This window comes from Marinifilum sp., from assembly GCF_965230805.1.
Lineage (GTDB): Bacteria > Bacteroidota > Bacteroidia > Bacteroidales > Marinifilaceae > Marinifilum.
Window position 1 is genome coordinate 1692057 of sequence record NZ_OZ246019.1, and the last position, 17769, is coordinate 1709825.

Annotated in this window: 15 protein-coding genes and 3 tRNA genes; 9 read left to right on the forward strand and 9 right to left on the reverse strand. The window is 36.7% G+C overall.

Going from position 1 to position 17769, the window contains the following annotated elements; all coding sequences use genetic code 11:
* Window positions 1–137: 137 nt before the first annotated feature.
* Window positions 138–986, forward strand: coding sequence for an ATPase (locus tag ACO05S_RS06680; RefSeq protein ID WP_421920750.1), 849 nt, complete (start codon window positions 138–140; stop codon window positions 984–986).
* Window positions 979–1815 carry an N-acetylmuramic acid 6-phosphate etherase gene (gene murQ / locus ACO05S_RS06685; RefSeq protein WP_421920751.1) on the forward strand — a complete coding sequence of 279 codons (837 nt, stop codon included), beginning with the start codon at window positions 979–981 and terminating at the stop codon, window positions 1813–1815. Before ACO05S_RS06680 ends, murQ begins: the two co-directional genes overlap by 8 nt.
* A 96-nt stretch (window positions 1816–1911) precedes the next feature.
* Here murQ and ACO05S_RS06690 read toward each other — a convergent pair whose 3' ends face one another.
* From ACO05S_RS06690 to ACO05S_RS06710, 5 genes are all read right to left on the reverse strand, one after another.
* Window positions 1912–2628, reverse strand: a complete 717-nt coding sequence (locus ACO05S_RS06690; protein ID WP_421920752.1) for a FadR/GntR family transcriptional regulator — start codon at window positions 2626–2628, stop codon at window positions 1912–1914.
* Between the two features lie 321 nt (window positions 2629–2949).
* Complete coding sequence (locus tag ACO05S_RS06695) at window positions 2950–4323, reverse strand: dipeptidase (protein ID WP_421920753.1); 1374 nt, start codon at window positions 4321–4323, stop codon at window positions 2950–2952.
* 574 nt (window positions 4324–4897) lie between these two features.
* Window positions 4898–5479, reverse strand: coding sequence for a DUF3109 family protein (locus ACO05S_RS06700; RefSeq protein ID WP_421920754.1), 582 nt, complete (start codon window positions 5477–5479; stop codon window positions 4898–4900).
* A gap of 94 nt (window positions 5480–5573) precedes the next feature.
* Window positions 5574–7103 carry a 2,3-bisphosphoglycerate-independent phosphoglycerate mutase gene (gpmI, locus tag ACO05S_RS06705; RefSeq protein WP_421920755.1) on the reverse strand — a complete coding sequence of 510 codons (1530 nt, stop codon included), beginning with the start codon at window positions 7101–7103 and terminating at the stop codon, window positions 5574–5576.
* A 240-nt stretch (window positions 7104–7343) separates the two neighbouring features.
* A tRNA-Phe gene (locus ACO05S_RS06710) sits at window positions 7344–7416 on the reverse strand.
* A gap of 252 nt (window positions 7417–7668) precedes the next feature.
* Between ACO05S_RS06710 and ACO05S_RS06715 the strand changes: the two genes are divergently transcribed.
* Window positions 7669–8967, forward strand: a complete 1299-nt coding sequence (locus ACO05S_RS06715) for a S41 family peptidase (RefSeq protein ID WP_421920756.1) — start codon at window positions 7669–7671, stop codon at window positions 8965–8967.
* 55 nt (window positions 8968–9022) lie between these two features.
* On the opposite strand, the gene ACO05S_RS06720 is transcribed toward ACO05S_RS06715, so the two are convergent.
* Both ACO05S_RS06720 and ACO05S_RS06725 read right to left on the reverse strand, forming a co-directional pair.
* Window positions 9023–9095, reverse strand: a tRNA-Phe gene (locus tag ACO05S_RS06720).
* 29 nt (window positions 9096–9124) lie between these two features.
* Window positions 9125–9197, reverse strand: a tRNA-Phe gene (locus ACO05S_RS06725).
* 126 nt (window positions 9198–9323) lie between these two features.
* Between ACO05S_RS06725 and ACO05S_RS06730 the strand changes: the two genes are divergently transcribed.
* Together ACO05S_RS06730 and ACO05S_RS06735 are read left to right on the forward strand one after the other, a co-directional pair.
* Window positions 9324–10544, forward strand: coding sequence for a M16 family metallopeptidase (locus tag ACO05S_RS06730; protein ID WP_421920757.1), 1221 nt, complete (start codon window positions 9324–9326; stop codon window positions 10542–10544).
* A gap of 2 nt (window positions 10545–10546) precedes the next feature.
* Window positions 10547–11188: an O-methyltransferase gene (locus ACO05S_RS06735; RefSeq protein ID WP_421920758.1), complete on the forward strand. Its 642-nt coding sequence runs from the start codon at window positions 10547–10549 to the stop codon at window positions 11186–11188.
* 4 nt (window positions 11189–11192) lie between these two features.
* On the opposite strand, the gene ACO05S_RS06740 is transcribed toward ACO05S_RS06735, so the two are convergent.
* Entirely contained in the window at window positions 11193–11942 is a 750-nt protein-coding gene (locus ACO05S_RS06740; protein ID WP_421920759.1) for a histidine phosphatase family protein, read from the reverse strand.
* Between the two features lie 148 nt (window positions 11943–12090).
* Here ACO05S_RS06740 and selD point away from each other — a divergent pair, with 148 nt between their 5' ends.
* The 4 genes from selD (at window position 12091) to ACO05S_RS06760 (ending at window position 16299) form a co-directional block, all read left to right on the forward strand.
* The gene (gene selD, locus ACO05S_RS06745) at window positions 12091–13131 is read left to right on the forward strand and encodes a selenide, water dikinase SelD (protein ID WP_421920760.1); all 1041 of its coding nucleotides are present in this window, start codon (window positions 12091–12093) and stop codon (window positions 13129–13131) included.
* Window positions 13132–13133: 2 nt separating this feature from the next.
* Window positions 13134–13475, forward strand: coding sequence for a sulfurtransferase-like selenium metabolism protein YedF (yedF, locus tag ACO05S_RS06750; RefSeq protein WP_421920761.1), 342 nt, complete (start codon window positions 13134–13136; stop codon window positions 13473–13475).
* Window positions 13476–13668: 193 nt separating this feature from the next.
* Window positions 13669–13956 (forward strand): hypothetical protein, encoded by a 288-nt coding sequence (locus ACO05S_RS06755; protein WP_421920762.1) that lies wholly within the window; start codon window positions 13669–13671, stop codon window positions 13954–13956.
* Window positions 13957–14061: 105 nt separating this feature from the next.
* Entirely contained in the window at window positions 14062–16299 is a 2238-nt protein-coding gene (locus ACO05S_RS06760; protein ID WP_421920763.1) for a TonB-dependent receptor domain-containing protein, read from the forward strand.
* 1 nt (window position 16300) lies between these two features.
* On the opposite strand, the gene ACO05S_RS06765 is transcribed toward ACO05S_RS06760, so the two are convergent.
* Entirely contained in the window at window positions 16301–17719 is a 1419-nt protein-coding gene (locus ACO05S_RS06765; RefSeq protein WP_421920764.1) for a bifunctional metallophosphatase/5'-nucleotidase, read from the reverse strand.
* Between the last annotated feature and the right edge of the window lie 50 nt (window positions 17720–17769).

Genomic DNA, 17769 nt, shown 5'->3' on the forward strand with positions numbered 1-17769 from the left:
AATTCCTTTTAGCAAAGGGTTTCTGATGTAATAGATTCTTAGAATTACCTTAAAAAAACAAACACGAATCTTTAATTAAATTGTAATTTTATTTTTCTGCAAAATTCATCATACATGTTATAAAAACAAAGAAGGATATGATTTTAATTGCCGAAAGCGGATCTACAAAAACAGACTGGGTTCTATTAAAACAGGGAAAAATCCAAAAGCAGCAACAGACTTTGGGAATAAATCCTTTTCATCAAGACATGAGTTCTATTATTGATAACCTAAGATCACTTGAAAATGCACATCCCATTGAGCAAATCTTTTTTTATGGTGCTGGTTGTGCAACCCAGGAATCAAAACAAAAGGTAAAAGATGCATTGTTGGAAGTATTCCCTTCCGCCTCTTGCGATATTCAGAGCGATGTACTTGCAGCTGCAAGATCGGTATGCGGAAGAGAAAATGGAATTGCTTGCATTTTAGGTACAGGATCAAACTCATGCCTATACAATGGCATAAACATTACCCACAACGTTCGTCCCTTAGGATACATCCTGGGTGATGAAGGTAGTGGTGCTGTACTAGGAAAGAGATTGATTGCAGACTTGTTAAAAGGAGTTGCTCCTGAAGACATCACTAATGCTTTTTACAAAAAGCACAATATGGAATATGCTCATATCATAAACAATGTTTACAGAGAAGAAGCTCCAAGTAGATTTTTGGCACAGTTTACAGTTTTCCTTTCTGAAAATGTGGAGCATCCATATGTATCAAGTCTACTTCAGGAAGAGTTCACGAAGTTCTTTGAACGAAATATCAAACAATACGACAACCATTCAAGACTCCCCATTCACTTTATAGGTAGTATTGCATACTATTTTAAGAATGAATTAATGAAAGTGGCCAAGAAGTTAAACCTACTAACTGGTAAAATTATCAAAAGCCCACTCGAAGGATTAGTTGAATACCATATTGCAGAATTAAATTTGAATCATGAATAACACACCAAATAAGAAAACCAACAGCAAAGTAACAGAAGCTCCATCCAATTTCTCAAATCTTGAGCAAATGTCGGTAAACGAATTATTGTATGGAATTAATCAGGAAGATGGACAAATTCATCTGGCAGTAAATAAAGCCATTCCTGCAATAGAAAAGTTTGTAAGCCGATTAATTGACAGAATTAAAGCCGGAGGAAGGCTATTTTACCTGGGAGCCGGAACCAGCGGAAGATTAGGCGTATTGGATGCCTCTGAACTTCCTCCAACATTTGGAGTACCTGCCAATATTGTAATTGGCTTGATTGCCGGAGGAGAAAAAGCATTAAGAAGTGCTGTTGAATCTGCCGAAGATGACCCTGAAAAAGCTTGGCAAGAACTTCAAGACTACGATATACATGGAAATGATTCCGTTTTAGGAATTGCTGCATCAGGCACAACTCCATATGTTATAGGAGGCGTGAAGAAAGCCAGAGAAAATGGACTACTTACCGCTTGTATTACCTGTAATCCGGATGCTCCTGTATCAAAAGAAGCAGAGATTGTGATTGAAGCGATTGTGGGACCTGAATTCGTAACCGGAAGTACAAGGCTGAAAGCAGGAACTGCCCAAAAAATGATCTTGAATATGATCACAACCAGTTTGATGATTAAACTGGGAAGAGTAAAAGGCAACAAAATGGTAAACATGCAACTAACCAATAAAAAGTTAGTTGAAAGAGGAACCTTAATGATAATGGAGGAATTGAAGCTTGACAACGAAAGCTCGAAAAATTTGTTGCTCCAACATGGTTCTGTAAAGAAAGCAATTGAAGCCTACAAAAATTCTTAATAAAATACCACACAAGTAAATACGAAAAAGCGGAGTCTGAAAAAATATCTTCAAGCTCCGCTTTTCATCTGTTTATAATTCTATGCTACTCGAAACTTACTTCAAATATTGCGTATATAATTCCAGTGTACGATCAATTTGTCCGGCCATTTCCTTGTAAGCTTGTTCTCCATTCTTATCACGAATGGCCTCATAAATTGAACGATGTGCTTTTACAGTAAAATCCTTTTCTCCATCAACATTGGCGTAAATTAAATTACGCATTCTTGGTAGCAAGGAATAGATTGGTTCCATAGAAATAATCATCACTTTGTTGCCGGTTGCCTTTGCTACATTTAAGTGAAATTTATTAATAATATCTGCCTCCATTTGGGTATTGTCGGGATCACAATCTGCCAGGTCTTTGATATTTTTATTCAAAACAATCAAATCCTCATCAGTTCTATTTGAAGCAGCCATTCTGGCTATCTCAGGTTCAAATACGCGTCGAACTTCAATAATCTGAGAAATCAAATCACTATCAAAACTAAGATCGTAATACAGATTTAAAGATTCAATGGCATCTTCAACCCTTAGCTCGGTTACAAACATTCCACTCCCCTTCTTGATTTGAATTAAGCCACGTGCACTTAATCTACGTAGGGCTTCGCGCAATGCAGTTCTGCTTACAGCAAACATCTCACAGAGCTCGCGCTCCGAAGGCAATTTTGTTCCTACAAGTAATTTTTTTTGTCGGATTGCTTCCTCAATTCTTCGCTCAATTTTTTGACTGAGTGTTTGAGTTGTACCAATTTTTCCAAATATTTCGTCCATGTATTCAAATTTACTTCAACTTGTATGATCTCTTAAATTACATCATGTTTCTGAACTTCGAATGAAGATAAAGCATGAGTCAAACCTAATTTTAAGATACTATACCAATTTAGCTAATAAATCCTACCAATTATAATATTATTAGTAAGTATCAACCTGTTCCGCTAAATCAGAAAAGAAATATAATAATTATTTTCTCAATAATATGAAGAATATCATTTAATTTATAGCAGCGCACAAAGTTATCATACCAAAATGTAAATTCCAATAAAAAAGGGTATCTCCAAAAGAAATACCCTTACTTTATCATCATTTAAAAAACTATTTCTTTAACAATTCAGCGTAATGCTTGTAGAATAGCGGAATCGTGTTGATTCCATTAAAAAATTGCTCCAAAGGATAGTTTTCATTTGGCGAGTGAATTGCATCACTTTCCAAACCGAATCCCATTAATACAGATTTAATTCCTAAAATCTCTTCGAAAGAAGAAATAATTGGAATAGATCCTCCCGAACGAACAGGAACAGGGCGTTTTCCATAAACTTCGGTGTAAGCCTTTTCGGCTGCAATATATGCAGGGAAATCAATCGGACAAACATATCCTTGACCACCGTGCAATGGAGTAACTTCAACTTTAACACAATCAGGAGCAATGGCTTCGAAATGCTCTTTAAAAAGAACTGAAATCTTTTCCCAGTTTTGATTTGGAACCAAACGAGTAGAGATTTTAGCATGTGCTTTTGAAGGAAGTACTGTTTTCGCACCTTCGCCAATATAGCCACCCCAGATACCACAAACATCGAAGGATGGACGAATACCGGTGTGCTCTGTTGGCGTATATCCTTTTTCGCCGGCCAATGCTTTTACATCTATTGCTTTTTTATACTCCTCTACATCGAATGGAGCTTCAGCCATCATTTCTCTTTCTTCAGCTGACACTTCAATTACATCATCGTAAAATCCCGGAATGGTAATATGACCATTCTCGTCAACCATTTCGGTAATCATTTTTGCCAATACATTAATTGGGTTGGCAACAGCACCTCCAAACAATCCTGAGTGCAGGTCGCGATTAGAGCCGGTTACTTCAACTTCCCAATACATTAATCCACGAAGACCAGTTGTAATAGATGGGATATCAGGAGCAATCATTCCGGTATCAGATACCAAAATAACATCTGCTTGTAACATTTCTTTGTTGTCTTCGCAGAACTTAGGAAGATTTGGCGAACCAACTTCTTCTTCACCCTCAATCATGAACTTTACATTACATGGAAGACAATCGTTTTTTACCATATATTCGAAAGCTTTGGCGTGCATAAATGCCTGACCTTTATCATCATCGGCACCACGAGCCCAAATTTTGCCATCTTTAATAACCGGCTCAAATGGGTCAGTATCCCATAGGTCGATAGGATCAACAGGCATCACGTCCATATGACCGTAAACCATTACTGTTGGCAAACTTGCATCAATAATTTTCTCACCATAAGTAACCGGATTACCTTCTGTCTCCATTACCACAGCCTTATCAGCACCTGCATCAAGCATTAATTTTTTCCAGCATTCCGCAGCTCTGTACATGTCTGGTTTATTTGCTTCAATCGAGCTAATAGAAGGTATTCGAATTAATTCAAATAATTCTTCAAGAAATCTTTCCTTGTTCTCTTCGATATATGATTTAATATTCTCCATACTAAATTGTGTTTATTGGATTTAAATATTTTCGAAAGGTAAATATACAATAGATCACGAGAATATAAATATCATCATGCAAGATTTATAACAAAATAAGTCAAGTATACCCCAACATTTTAATATGTAGTTTCAATATAATTGTACTTTCGATTTCTTAGAAAACCAGTTGGTTATTGTAGTTTTAATATATATCAGATTATTTTTTCATGTATATCATTTAGATATATAATATATATTAGAATTGATTTTAATATATATCATATTGGCAAAATGTAGTTTACTCGTTAAAACATTTCCTAAACAATTCAATCTGCTAAAGCCTGCTAATATCGGTTTTAATGCGAAATAAGTTTTTAATGGTTTGGGGAATTTGGCCGGTTGTCAGGCTAAAAACAGAGCTACAGCTATAGCTAGGGAGATATTTTTAAAGGAAGAATAGGTTCTATAGAACAAACGAACGAGGTTGATTTCACTGTTAAAACCAGCATTCTAACACAGCACCCTCTGCAAAACAAAAAAAACAGTAAGCCACATAATTACTGTTTCCTAATCTCTTGTCAATTTATTTTGATTATCTCATTTTCATGATTTCGTCGATATTAGCGGCAGCATACTCCAGCTCGTTGTACCAATCTTCGCCATATTTCCGAATTAACGGCTCCTTTAGGAACTTGTATACCTGGGTTCCGTTTTTAAAGCCAAGCTCACGGGCTGGTTTACAGATATCCCATTTGTTGTAGTTTACCGCATCAAATTCGGCATATTTATCAATTCTAATTGGATACAGTTGGCAGGAAATTGGTTTGCGATACGAGATCTTGCCGTCAAAAAATGCTTTCTCTATCCCACACATGGCAGTGCCATTCTCAAAAATCGTATATGCACACTCCTTGCCGTTAATAATTGGAGTAACCAAATCACCATCGCTGTCAATAACAGAAGTTCCCTGTTTTTCGATCTCTTTAATTCCTTTCCTGTTAAGATATTCCTTAATATCAGGATAGATATCTTCGATTATTTGTTTCTCATCATCATCCAACGGAGCTCCCGAATCTCCTTCAACGCAGCAAGCCCCGCAACATTTCGAAATGTCGCAAATAAACTTTTTCTCAATCACATCGAGGCTAACTATGGCTTTCCCTATCTGTAACACTATTTCCCTATTTAAATTTACCCTTAAACGGATAAAAAAATCCGTACCATCGCGCAAAGATAGTACGGAATGTTATATATACAGTTACGATCTCTTATTTTATCAAAGATTTTCCTGTCATTTCTTCAGGCTTCTGTATGTTCATGATATCCAATAAAGTTGGAGCCACATCAGCCAAAATACCATCCTCAATCTCTTTTGGATTTTCGGTAACCCAAACACAAGGAACAGGATTTAACGAATGAGCCGTATTTGGTGAACCATCAGCATTCACAGCAAAATCCGCATTACCATGATCAGCAATAATAATTACCTCATATCCGTTTGCTTTTGCAGCTTCAACAACTTGCTCAACACATTTATCAACAGCCTGAACAGCTTTTGAAATTGCTTCGTAAACTCCTGTGTGTCCAACCATATCGCCATTGGCAAAGTTCAAACAAACAAAATCAGCCGATTGAGCTTTCAACTCAGCAGTAATTTTATCGGCAACCTCGGGAGCTGACATTTCGGGTTGAAGATCGTAAGTAGCTACTTTTGGCGAAGGAACTAAAAGGCGGCTTTCGCCTTCGAACTCAGCTTCGCGGCCACCCGAGAAAAAGAAGGTTACGTGAGCATACTTTTCGGTTTCGGCAATACGAATTTGTTTCTTACCGGCAGCAGCCACAACTTCACCCATTGTGTTCTGAACATTTTCCTTATCGTAAATTACATGCACACCTTTAAAGTTAGCGTTGTAGCAAGTCATTGTATACCACTCAACATCAATAGTGTGCATGCCAAACTCCTTTTTATCTTCCTGCGAGAATACCGTTGTCATCTGACGCAAACGGTCGGTACGGAAATTAAAGCAGATTACCACATCGCCTTCTTCGATTTTTGCCAATGGAGCTCCTGTTTCATCAACCACTACAACCGGCTTGATAAATTCATCCGTTACGCCTTCTGCATACGATTCTTCGATGGCAGCAAGAACATCAGTGGTCGCTTTTCCTTCGCCTTTGGTGCAAAGATCGTAAGCCAGTTTTACACGATCCCAGTTGCTATCGCGATCCATTCCGTAATAACGACCTATCAAAGATGCAAATTTAGCTGTGTCTTTGCTTTCGATGTCCTCTACAAAAGTTTTTACAAAACCTAAACCCGATTTCGGATCTGTATCACGTCCATCGGTCAATCCGTGCACAAATACATCCTGCACTCCAAAAGCCTTTGCAGCATCGCAAAGAGCTAATGCATGTTTACTTAAAGAGTGAACCCCGCCATCACCAATCAAACCGATTAAGTGAACCTTTTTTGCATTTTCTTTAGCGTGAGTAAATGCCTTAATAACTTGTTCGTTATCTTTTAAAGTATCCTGCTCTACTGCCATATTGATTTTTACCAGATCTTGGTATACCACGCGTCCCGCACCAATGTTTAGGTGACCAACTTCCGAGTTACCCATCTGTCCTTCCGGCAATCCTACAAATCGGCCGGCAGCCTGCAGCTGCGAATTTGGATATTTCTGCAATAGCCCATCCATATAAGGAGTTGCCACCGATGAAATTACATCTGAATTTGATTTATCTCCGATCCCCCATCCGTCAAGGATCATCAATAGTGCTTTTTTACTATCTGCCATTCTAAAGTATTTTATGTCTTAATTTCTGTTTTTACTCGGTCTTAGTGATGCAAAAATATCTTATTAATTCTAATTAAAAAAGCACTTAGAGAATTGAAAGTCTTTATTTTAGGACGAAAACGTTTGTAATTCGAAAATAGTTTAAGCCAGAACAGAAAGCGTCCAAAGCTGATGAGAAATTGAACAAACTGTGGATAAAATCTACAAAAACACAAAAGCCGATCAAACGATCGGCTTTTGTGGTACCACCTGGAATCGAACCAGGGACACATGGATTTTCAGTCCATTGCTCTACCAACTGAGCTATGGTACCCTTTGTTTTGGTGCTACAAAAGTAAGTAAAAATACCTTCCTGCAAAATAATTCATTTAACTTACTAACCTCTACCAAGCATGTTACAGTTGAAAAGTATTCAATATCAATTTTTTCTCTTTCTTTTTAGAATTAATTTAAATAACAAACGCCACTTATACGCAATACCAAGGTTTTTGCCAGCTTAAAATAAACAAGGTATGGTTTTTGTAACTTCCAAATCCGTATATTCAATCACTAATTCCACATATCTATGACTGAAAACGTATCAATCAAATCATTTAAGTTCTTTTTCTTTCTTTTTACAGCCTCATTTTTATTGGCTTCGTGCGATGATGATGGCACTTATAACATTGTTAGAAATTCGAACACCATCTACGCAAGTATTGATGAAACAATGGGTGAATGGTATTTATGGAATGAAGATCTTCCAAATATTACTCCATCAAGCTATTCGTCGGTGAATGATTATTTTGAAGCTTTACTGGTATCGCAAGACAGGTGGAGTTATATTGCCAATCTTGATGCATTATTGGCTTATCTTGAAAATGGGACCTATGTAGGTTATGGGCTTGCATTTAAATACGATAACAATAATGAACTTCGTGTAAAATTAATTTTTGAAGAATCACCTTTGGCAGCAAAAGGAATTACCAGAGGGTGGAAATTAATTGAAATAAATGGTAAACTCGTTGCCGATATCAGTGAGGATGAGGTATTGAACGAATTAGATAAATCGAATTCTAATTTTGTATTTGAAAACAACTTGGGCGAACAAAAAGTAATTGATGCCAGCCAACAAGAACTGGATCAGAATTCTGTGCTAAGCAGAAAAGTAATCGATTATGAAGGAACCAAAGTTGCTTATCTAGCTTTTGATAGTTTCTTAGGAAGCTCTGAAGATGAATTAAACGAAGCTTTTGACCATTTTAAAGAGAATCAGGCTAAAGAATTGGTGTTAGATTTACGCTACAATGGTGGTGGTAGTAACTATATCTCAAATCAGCTAGCTGGATTAATTACTGGAAATGCATTCAAAGGGGATGTTTATTCAAAGACCTTTCACAATACTTCGAAAAGCACTGAGGATTTTTCAGAAGCATTTTTTGATCAACCATCGGCTCATGGTTTTGATAGAGTATTTATAATCACAACGGAAAGAACTGCTTCGGCCAGCGAAATGGTTATAAATGGATTAAAGCCTTACTTGGGAAGTGATAAAGTAATCTTAATTGGTAGTCAAACACAAGGAAAACCTGTTGGCATGTATGTTTTCGAAGAGCCTGCTTTAAATTTGGCGATTGTTCCCATTAGCTTTTCCATTACCAATGCAAATGACGAAGGCAATTACTTTGATGGAATACAAGTTGACTTTGAGATTTCTGATGATTTAAGTCATGATTTTGGAGATCCTGAAGAAAGCAATCTTCAGGCTGCACTTCAATATATCGATCAAGATAATTTCCCTGCAATTACTGCTATCAAATCCTTATCCACAACCGAAAGAGAATTTAAGAAAAAAGGGTTTGAATTATTGATTGATGCGAATTAAGCCATAAACAAGAAAATTAAAAAAGGGAAAAACCAAATGCTTTTCCCTTTTTTTGTGGTACCACCTGGAATCGAACCAGGGACACATGGATTTTCAGTCCATTGCTCTACCAACTGAGCTATGGTACCTTACCATTATGATTCTCAAAAAACGAAAGTGGTACCACCTGGAATCGAACCAGGGACACATGGATTTTCAGTCCATTGCTCTACCAACTGAGCTATGGTACCCTCTTTACTTGAGCGATGCAAAATTACGTAAAAAAATTACATCACCAAATAAAATAAAGAAAATTAGAAGGGATTTTTTAAGGTATTGTAAACTTCTTGTTACCTTTGCATCCTAATAAAAAATATATGGTATTCGAAACTTACACATTATCAAATGGTATCCGCTTAATTCATCGCCCTGTTAAGGCAAACGTTGCCCACTGCGGAATTATTTTGAATACTGGTTCCCGAGATGAGAAAGAGGACGAATGGGGAATTGCTCATTTCATAGAGCATGTTGTGTTTAAAGGAACTACAAAACGTAAAGCATATCACATATTAAGCCGTATGGAGGATGTAGGTGGAGAGCTTAACGCCTACACCACCAAAGAAGAAACATGCGTTTATACTACTTTTTTGGATAAAGATTACAACAGAGCTCTTGAACTAATCAGCGATATCACCTTCAACTCTGTTTTCCCTGAAAAGGAGCTGGAAAAGGAAAAAGAAGTAATCCTTGATGAAATCAACTCATACAAAGATTCCCCTTCGGAACTTATTTTTGATGATTTTGAAGAGTTACTTTTCAAGAAAGATGCCATCGGCAGAAATATCCTGGGAACTCCTAAGCACATCAAAGCTTTTACGCGTGATGACATCCTGAATTTTATCAATAATAATTACCATACCGATCAGATGGTAATTAGTTCTGTTGGTAATATTCCCTTTAATAAGTTGGCGCTGATGGTAGAAAAATACTTTGGAAGCATACCTGAAAACTCTCGTCTCAACAAAAGAATAAGGCCAAACTCTTACAAAGCAAGAACACAAACTTTAGTTAAAAATACTTATCAGAGACATTGTGTATTGGGAAATATCGCTTATGATGCAAATGATGATCGAAGAATTTCCTTGTCGCTGTTAACAAATATATTGGGCGGACCTGGTATGAATTCCCGTTTGAATCTTTCCTTACGCGAAAAACATGGATTGGCATACAATATAGAAGCCAATTATACACCATATGCCGATACAGGAGTTTTTAGCATTTATTTTGGAACCGATAAAGGATATCTGGACAAATGTCTGAGTCTGATTCATAAAGAAATGGATTTGCTTTGCACAAAACAACTTGGTCCAATACAGTTAACCAAAGCAAAAAATCAAATGATTGGACAGATTGCCATTTCGTCGGAAAACAACGAGAATTTAATGCTAAATGTTGGCAAAAGCTTCCTTCTTTACAATAGAGTGGATTCTTTAGAGGAGATCTACCAAAAAGTTGAATCGATAACATCGGAGCAATTAATTGAAGTTGCCAACGAAATTTTAAATAAAGAGAAATTAACCACTTTGATGTATAAATAATCATGTTGGAGATTAATAAAGAGCTGGAGGAATACATCCTAACACATACCGAAACCGAAGATCAAATCTTAAAGAATCTTACCCGGGAGACACATGTTAAAATGCTGCGCCCAAGAATGCTTTCGGGGCATATGCAAGGTAAATTTCTGAAAATGATTTGCCAGATGATGAGTCCCAAACGCATTTTGGAAATAGGAACTTATACTGGTTATTCAGCAATTAGTATGGCTATGGGAACTCCTGACGATTGCGTAGTCCATACAATTGATTGCAACGATGAACTGGAATACTTCACCCGTAAATTTATCAAACAATCGGGCCAAGAGAACAAAATAAAGTTCCACATTGGCGAGGCTTTAGAAATCATTCCAAATATCGATGAAGAATTTGATTTGGTGTTTATCGATGCTGACAAAAGGCAATACATTGATTATTTCGAAGCCATTTTCCCAAAACTAAAGCAAGGTGGTTTTGTTTTGGCTGATGATGTATTGTGGGATGGTAAGGTTCTGGAAGAAGTTGAATCGAAAGACAAGCAAACACAAGGAATTTTAGCATTTAATGATTTTATTCACAATGATGAAAGAATTGAAAACTTAATGCTTCCTATTCGACATGGTCTGATGATGATTAGAAAAAAATAGTTTTCTATTCTAAATCAACAAGCTTTATAAGCACCGTTGCTCCCAGATTGGTTTGTCCGTTTTTTTGAATGACTTGCCAGCCTTGTTTTTTTAATTCTTTTTCCAATCCATGATTTAGCATACCATGAGCTACAAGCACCGCAGTTTCTTCTTTTTGGGCAAGCTTAATCAGGTTTTCAACTGCATACTTTACTCTTTGTTTTGCCTCTTTCCTGCTTTCAATTCCTTTGTGATTGAAACCCAATAACCAACTACCACGGCTAAAAAATTGCCAAACTGGCAGAGGAAGCTTTATGAAGCTAGTGGCCTTAACAATTTTGATCTCATATTCTCGAAAAATAGAGTCGGAAACCACTGGATATTTGTCACCAAAAATAGCCAATGCCGTTTCTTGAGAACGTGGCAAGTTGGAACAATATATGAAGTGATCGGGATTCAAATTCACCTTTACCAATTCAGAACCGAAAGGAACAATTGGTGCAGAATTGTAATCGCAAACATATTGCTCAGCCTCTTTTGCAGAATAAAAAAGTTTCTTTTTAAGGTTTGGCTTCGCATGACGAATCAAGTAAATCTGCAATTTCTTCTTTCCCTGCTTTTGCAGTTTCAACTGCTCACCTTCAGAAACCTCGGTAACACATGTAAATGCATCGCAAGTGTTTACTGATTGAAGATATTTATTCTGCGTAACACATGATTGCATTACAAATCCATAAATAATCAATAACAAATATATTGGAATAAACTTTTTCAATTCTCTACAGTTTTAACTCACAAACATCAAATTTAATTGATTTAAGTGATCTCGAGCAAATAAGTATTGTAAAAATTAGACCGATAGTTGAATGACAATGCATACTAAAAAGTGATATCTTTACAAATCATTTAACAGTTTATAAAAAATGGAAACAAAGAAACTGACACAGTTTAGTCCGGGAGCAGGATGTGGATGTAAAATCTCACCAAAAGATTTAGAATGCATTTTAAAAAGCAGCACACCAAGAATTCCTAACCCAAACTTGTTGGTTGGTAACGATACCAAAGATGATGCTGCCGTTTACGATTTGGGTAACGGCCAAGCATTAATCAGTACCACCGATTTCTTTACTCCAATTGTAGATGATCCTTACAACTTTGGGCGAATTGCTGCAACCAACGCCATCAGCGATATTTATGCTATGGGAGGAAAACCAATTATGGCTTTAGCAATTCTTGCATGGCCATTGGAAAAACTATCTACTGATATGGCACAGAAAGTAGTTGAGGGAGCCAGAGATGTTTGTGCCGATGCCGGAATCCAGTTAGCCGGAGGTCATTCCATTGATATTGGCGATCCTGTATTTGGTTTATCGGTAAACGGAATTGTTGCAACCGAAAGAGTGAAGAAGAACAATACTGCCTGTCCAAACTGCACCTTGTTCCTAACGAAACCTCTTGGAATTGGCGTTTTAACTACTGCCGAAAAAAAGAAATTAATCGCTCATGAAGACAATCAGATTGCAGTGGATTTAATGTGTAGTCTAAATAAAGTTGGTGTTATATTCGGAGAGCAAGAATACATTAAATCCATGACTGATGTAACAGGTTTTGGACTTTTGGGTCACCTAAGCGAAATCTGTGAAGGAAGCAATGTAAATGCAGCAATCAATTACAAAGATGTACCCAAGATTGATGGCGTAGAAGAATTAATTCAGAAAGGAAGTACTCCGGGAGGAACCCGCAGGAACTGGGCTTCCTACGGTCACCTGATTGGCAAAATCACCGAAGAGCAAAAAGCGCTGCTTTGCGATCCACAAACAAGCGGTGGATTATTGGTTGCTGTTGACAACAATCATATTGATGAATTTATCAGTCTGGCAAAAAAAGAAGGATTTGATCTCCATCCTATTGGAAAGCTGGAAGAACGAAAAGAGAATAACAAACCATTTATCAGAATAGAATAGTTATGCACAGAAATACATTAATTCAGCTTACCCAAAATGGAATGGGTAATGGCAGCGAAGAATTGGGTTTAAAATTGGCTACCAATTACTTTAAACTATTGGATGCAGAAAACAGGTTGCCAAAAATAATTGTGTTCTACAATGCTGGCGTAAAGTTGATTTGTGAAAATTCGCCTGCATTAGAAGCATTGCAAAAACTTGAAAATAGGGGAGTAAGAATGTTGGCATGCAAAACCTGTCTTGATTTCTTCAAATTATCAGATAAAATTAAAATTGGTTCGGTAGGTAGCATGCCTGATATCATTACTCTGCAGGCTGATGCCGATAAGGTGATTAACTTGTAACAAGGACACGAAAGCTGCTACCCTCACATCTGAATGTGAGTTTTTTTTACTTGATATGATTAAATTAAAGCAAGCATTGTATCTTTAGTATTGCATTTATATTTACACATACTTGAAAAAAGCACTCACATATTTTTTCATTATCCTGTTTACATGCCAGACTTGTGAACAGGTTTTTATATTGTCTCATTTTGTGATCAATCAAGAATTCTATTCTGTAATTTGTGAGAACAAGGACAAACCAAAAATGAAGTGTAATGGAAAATGCCATCTTAAAAAACAACTAAAACAACATAAGGAGAAACAATCGGAGAAGGAAAAAATCTGTATTGAAAAGGAGAGCATAAACTTTATTACTGATTGTCACGATTTACTTCCCAAACCAAAAATTTCTATTACCAAAGCTGATGTAATTCTTCCTCATATTCAGCCAACAAAGAAGCACATATCAGAAATTTTTCGCCCTCCGCAACATCGTTAATTTTTTCTATTTGATGGATTCAATATTGTAAACACTACAGTATTGTCATGTTTTGTGCACCAATAACTCAGGTGCTCAATAGTTTTGAACGCATAAAAATAAAGAATGAAAAAATTACTTACTATCTGTATGCTACTAATTTGCATGCAGGTATATTCTCAAAAAACCATTCAGCTCTTAGATCAGGAAGCTGAACATCCCATTGCATACGCTCATTTTCTTTATCAAAATCAGAAGGGAAATACCAATGCAGATGGTGAATTTACCATTAAATATATCGAAGGTGCAACGCTTCACCTATCACATGTAAACTATGGAAAAGTTTCTATTACAGATAGCAAAATAAAAGCTGCATTACAGTCTGGAAAGTTATCTCTGTATAAAACCTACGTTAGTTTGTTACCAACCACCATCATCGCACGAAAAACAACTGGCAAAGAATCTGAAACCTTGCAAATTAGTTCAAGCGATAAATTGTCGCATGACGCAGGTGAATTCTTGAGTCAATCGGGCTTAATTGGCGGGATACGCAAGAGCGGTAGTTATGGATTCGATCCTGTAATGCGAGGTTTCAAATACGATCAGTTAAATATCGTAATGGATAATGGAATGTGTGCCACAGCTGCTTGCCCTAATCGAATGGATCCTCCTATTAGTCAAATCCCTTTAAACATGGTTAATAAAGTAGAAATCATGAAAGGCCCTCATTCATTGCGATATGGTAACTCATTTGGAGGCAGTATCCATTTTAAATCATCCACAAATGGATTTGCAGATAAGGCTAGCGCATTTGGACGTGCAAGCGGAAGCTACGAAAGTAACGGAGAAATATACAGAACCGAAGCACTGGCAGGAGCCAAAGGCAAGTTCTATAATTTTGGAATTTTTGGAGCTTACAGCAAAGGATCTGATTACGAAGATGGCAATGGTGATATAGTTGCATCAAGTTTTAATCGCCGAAATATTGGTATAAGCGGTAACTTTAAATTATCTGAATCTCAGAACATACAAATATCTGCAAATAGCAATTATGCCGAAGATGTTGATTTTCCAGCTTTGAATATGGATTTGCGAGAAGATGACACAAAATTAATTAGTCTTGCACACAAAATTACATTCAAAAATTCAGCCTTGGCTTCTATTTCAACATCAGGAAATGCCTCTTTCGTAGATCATATAATGGATAATCTTACCAAGAATTTGAATCCACGAAAAGTGAATGCAATAACCAAGGCTGAAACAAAAAATTATGCATTTAGATCCGAAGCAGCTTTTCAATTCAAAGAAAGTTCATTATTTGCTGGCGTTGATTACAAATCGGAACAAGCCGAGGGAGTTCGTTCACGTGAAATGCTTATGGGACCAATGGCTGGCAACACGATGTATGACAACATTTGGCAAGACAGCAAAATTGAAAAGGTTGGCCTATTTGGAGAGTATCATTTTACAATTGATGAAACCTACTTTGTAGCTTCATCCAGAATAGAAAACAATTCTGCTGAAAGCAATGATAAAGCTGCAAACTTTATAAATGCCAATCCCAATGATCCATCGGATGAAATGAATTTCTCCTTTAGCATTGGTGCAAACAAAGATTTATCGGAAAACCTAAGAATGGGTGTTTGGTTTGGAAGAGCAGAGAGAAGTGGAAGCTTAACCGAACGATTCATTAATCATATTCCTGTTGATGTTGATCCTTACGAAAGAATTGGTAATCCTGAATTAGATCCGGAAATTAACTACCAACTTGACTATAATATCAACTGGGATACAGAACATTTCTCTTTAAATATTAACCTGTTCAATTCGTGGCTGCGCGATTATATCAGTTCGGAAATCAGATCGGACATTACGCCATTAATGGCAAGCGCTCCCGGAGTAAAGCAATTTGTAAACATTAACAAAGCAGTAATGAGAGGATTCGAAATTGGTTTTAATCAATCCATTACTAGCTATTTGTATCACAAATTGAACTTGGCTTATACTTACGGCAAAAACAAGGAAATCAATCAACCCTTGCCTGAAATTCCTCCTTTGGATATCCGCTACAGCTTGGGTGCACATTTGTGCAAACAAAAGTTTACACCCGAGTTGATGTTACGATATGCAGCACAGCAAAATCGAGTTGCAGAAAATTATGGAGAAACAGAAACACCGGATTTTACAGTTGTAGATTTTAAAGCAAAATATCAGATCACTGATCATTTTCAGATCATCGGAGGGATTAGAAACCTATTCGATGAAGCTTACTACGAACATTTAAGCAGATCGGTAAAAGGAAGCAATCAAGCAATTTATGCCCCAGGCAGAAGCTTTTACCTTACACTTGGTTTGAATCTGTAAACTATTCACGAACAATAACAAATCGTCCTTGTATCTTCGGATGCAAGGCTTTTTGTTTTTTACAGTACCAACGCAACACTTCGTAATCCTCTTTGGCTTTCAAATCTGTCTCATCAATTAAAACCTCACAATCTACTTCAAGTTTCTTTAAAAAGTAATTGTTTAATGATACTGTCAGCAATTCATCATCACTAAGAGCTTTTCCTCTCCACTCCACTTGAATAGAATCCGTTTTTTGATCGTATTGATACGAAATGCCTGACACATGAAGCAATTGTCCTTTGGTATTGCTTGCATAATTTTTTAACAAAGATTTAAGTTCCTTTCCTGTTATTAAAATCTGGCAGATCTTATTACCGAACGGCAATAAGGATCGGACCGATCTTAAAGTAAAATCACCTTTAGGAATATCAGCTCTAATTCCACCACCATTAATCAGGCCAACATCAGATTTGTGCCATTCCCTATAGGCATCACTCACCAAATTACCAGCTGCGCTTTCTTTGGTAATGCCATCTATAAAATTCAATGGCACTTCTAAATAAGAAATCTTCTCAGCCAATTTCAGTTCCATATCTTTCTTGTAGTAGATTTCCATGTCACGCAAATATTTCTCCGAGACAATATTATTATCCAGTGGAATGATATCAATCAAAGGCCTTCTATCTTTTTGCAAACTGATTTTAGCAACCGAACTCATGTTCCCTGCCGTAGCCACAATAGGCTTGTTTCCTTTGTAAAATACATTGCTTTCGTATTCGTATTGCTCCTCGGTAAGCACCAAATCGATATCAGGAAATTGTTCCAAAAGCTTTCGGTTGGTTTCCAAATCCGTTTGAGTGATAGCGATTAAAAAGTCAACATTTTGCAGTTCTTCAATAATCTCAGAAATCGCAACAGACAAATCTTCCTGTATTACGCGATTGGTTTTCATGCTCGTGTTCATCGCATCGGTTAGACCGATAAAAGCAATTTTAATTCCGCCCATCTTTTTTATCAGGTATTTTGGCAAGTTGGCGAAAACATCTCCATCTCTGTTTTTTAGGTTAGAAGTAAACCATTCCGATTTTGATTTGCTCAATAGTTCCAAAGTATGATCTACCCCAAAATCAAACTCATGTTGACCAAAGTTACAGATGTCTACAGGAACGTCGTTGAAAGCTTCAATCATAGGAAACCCCTTGTACATTCCTCCAAACAAAACACCGCCACATAAATCGCCACCATGAATTACAAGGGTATTTGAGTTATCCGATTTGCTTTTACCTACAATAGTCTTCAAACGAGCCACCCCACCTCGGCCTCCTTCTACATCATCAACAGGAAATATTCGATGAGCATCAGTAAAATAAAGAATATCTACCTTTTGAGCGGATAAATTGATATTTAGCAGAAGTAGTAATATTAATAATCTATACATCGGAATTTATTTTTCACTAAAATTACAAAATTGACAAAGCTAAAACATTA

Bases quoted from the DNA above. Each gene is read 5' to 3' on its own strand.
- gpmI (WP_421920755.1), bottom strand. From the start codon at position 7,103: ATGGCAGATAGTAAAAAAGCACTATTGATGATCCTTGACGGATGGGGG.
- ACO05S_RS06715 (WP_421920756.1), top strand. From the start codon at position 7,669: ATGACTGAAAACGTATCAATCAAATCATTTAAGTTCTTTTTCTTTCTT.
- ACO05S_RS06735 (WP_421920758.1), top strand. From the start codon at position 10,547: ATGTTGGAGATTAATAAAGAGCTGGAGGAATACATCCTAACACATACC.
- ACO05S_RS06695 (WP_421920753.1), bottom strand. From the start codon at position 4,323: ATGGAGAATATTAAATCATATATCGAAGAGAACAAGGAAAGATTTCTT.
- ACO05S_RS06765 (WP_421920764.1), bottom strand. From the start codon at position 17,719: ATGTATAGATTATTAATATTACTACTTCTGCTAAATATCAATTTATCC.
- ACO05S_RS06690 (WP_421920752.1), bottom strand. From the start codon at position 2,628: ATGGACGAAATATTTGGAAAAATTGGTACAACTCAAACACTCAGTCAA.
- ACO05S_RS06730 (WP_421920757.1), top strand. From the start codon at position 9,324: ATGGTATTCGAAACTTACACATTATCAAATGGTATCCGCTTAATTCAT.
- selD (WP_421920760.1), top strand. From the start codon at position 12,091: ATGGAAACAAAGAAACTGACACAGTTTAGTCCGGGAGCAGGATGTGGA.
- murQ (WP_421920751.1), top strand. From the start codon at position 979: ATGAATAACACACCAAATAAGAAAACCAACAGCAAAGTAACAGAAGCT.
- ACO05S_RS06760 (WP_421920763.1), top strand. From the start codon at position 14,062: ATGAAAAAATTACTTACTATCTGTATGCTACTAATTTGCATGCAGGTA.
- yedF (WP_421920761.1), top strand. From the start codon at position 13,134: ATGCACAGAAATACATTAATTCAGCTTACCCAAAATGGAATGGGTAAT.
- ACO05S_RS06680 (WP_421920750.1), top strand. From the start codon at position 138: ATGATTTTAATTGCCGAAAGCGGATCTACAAAAACAGACTGGGTTCTA.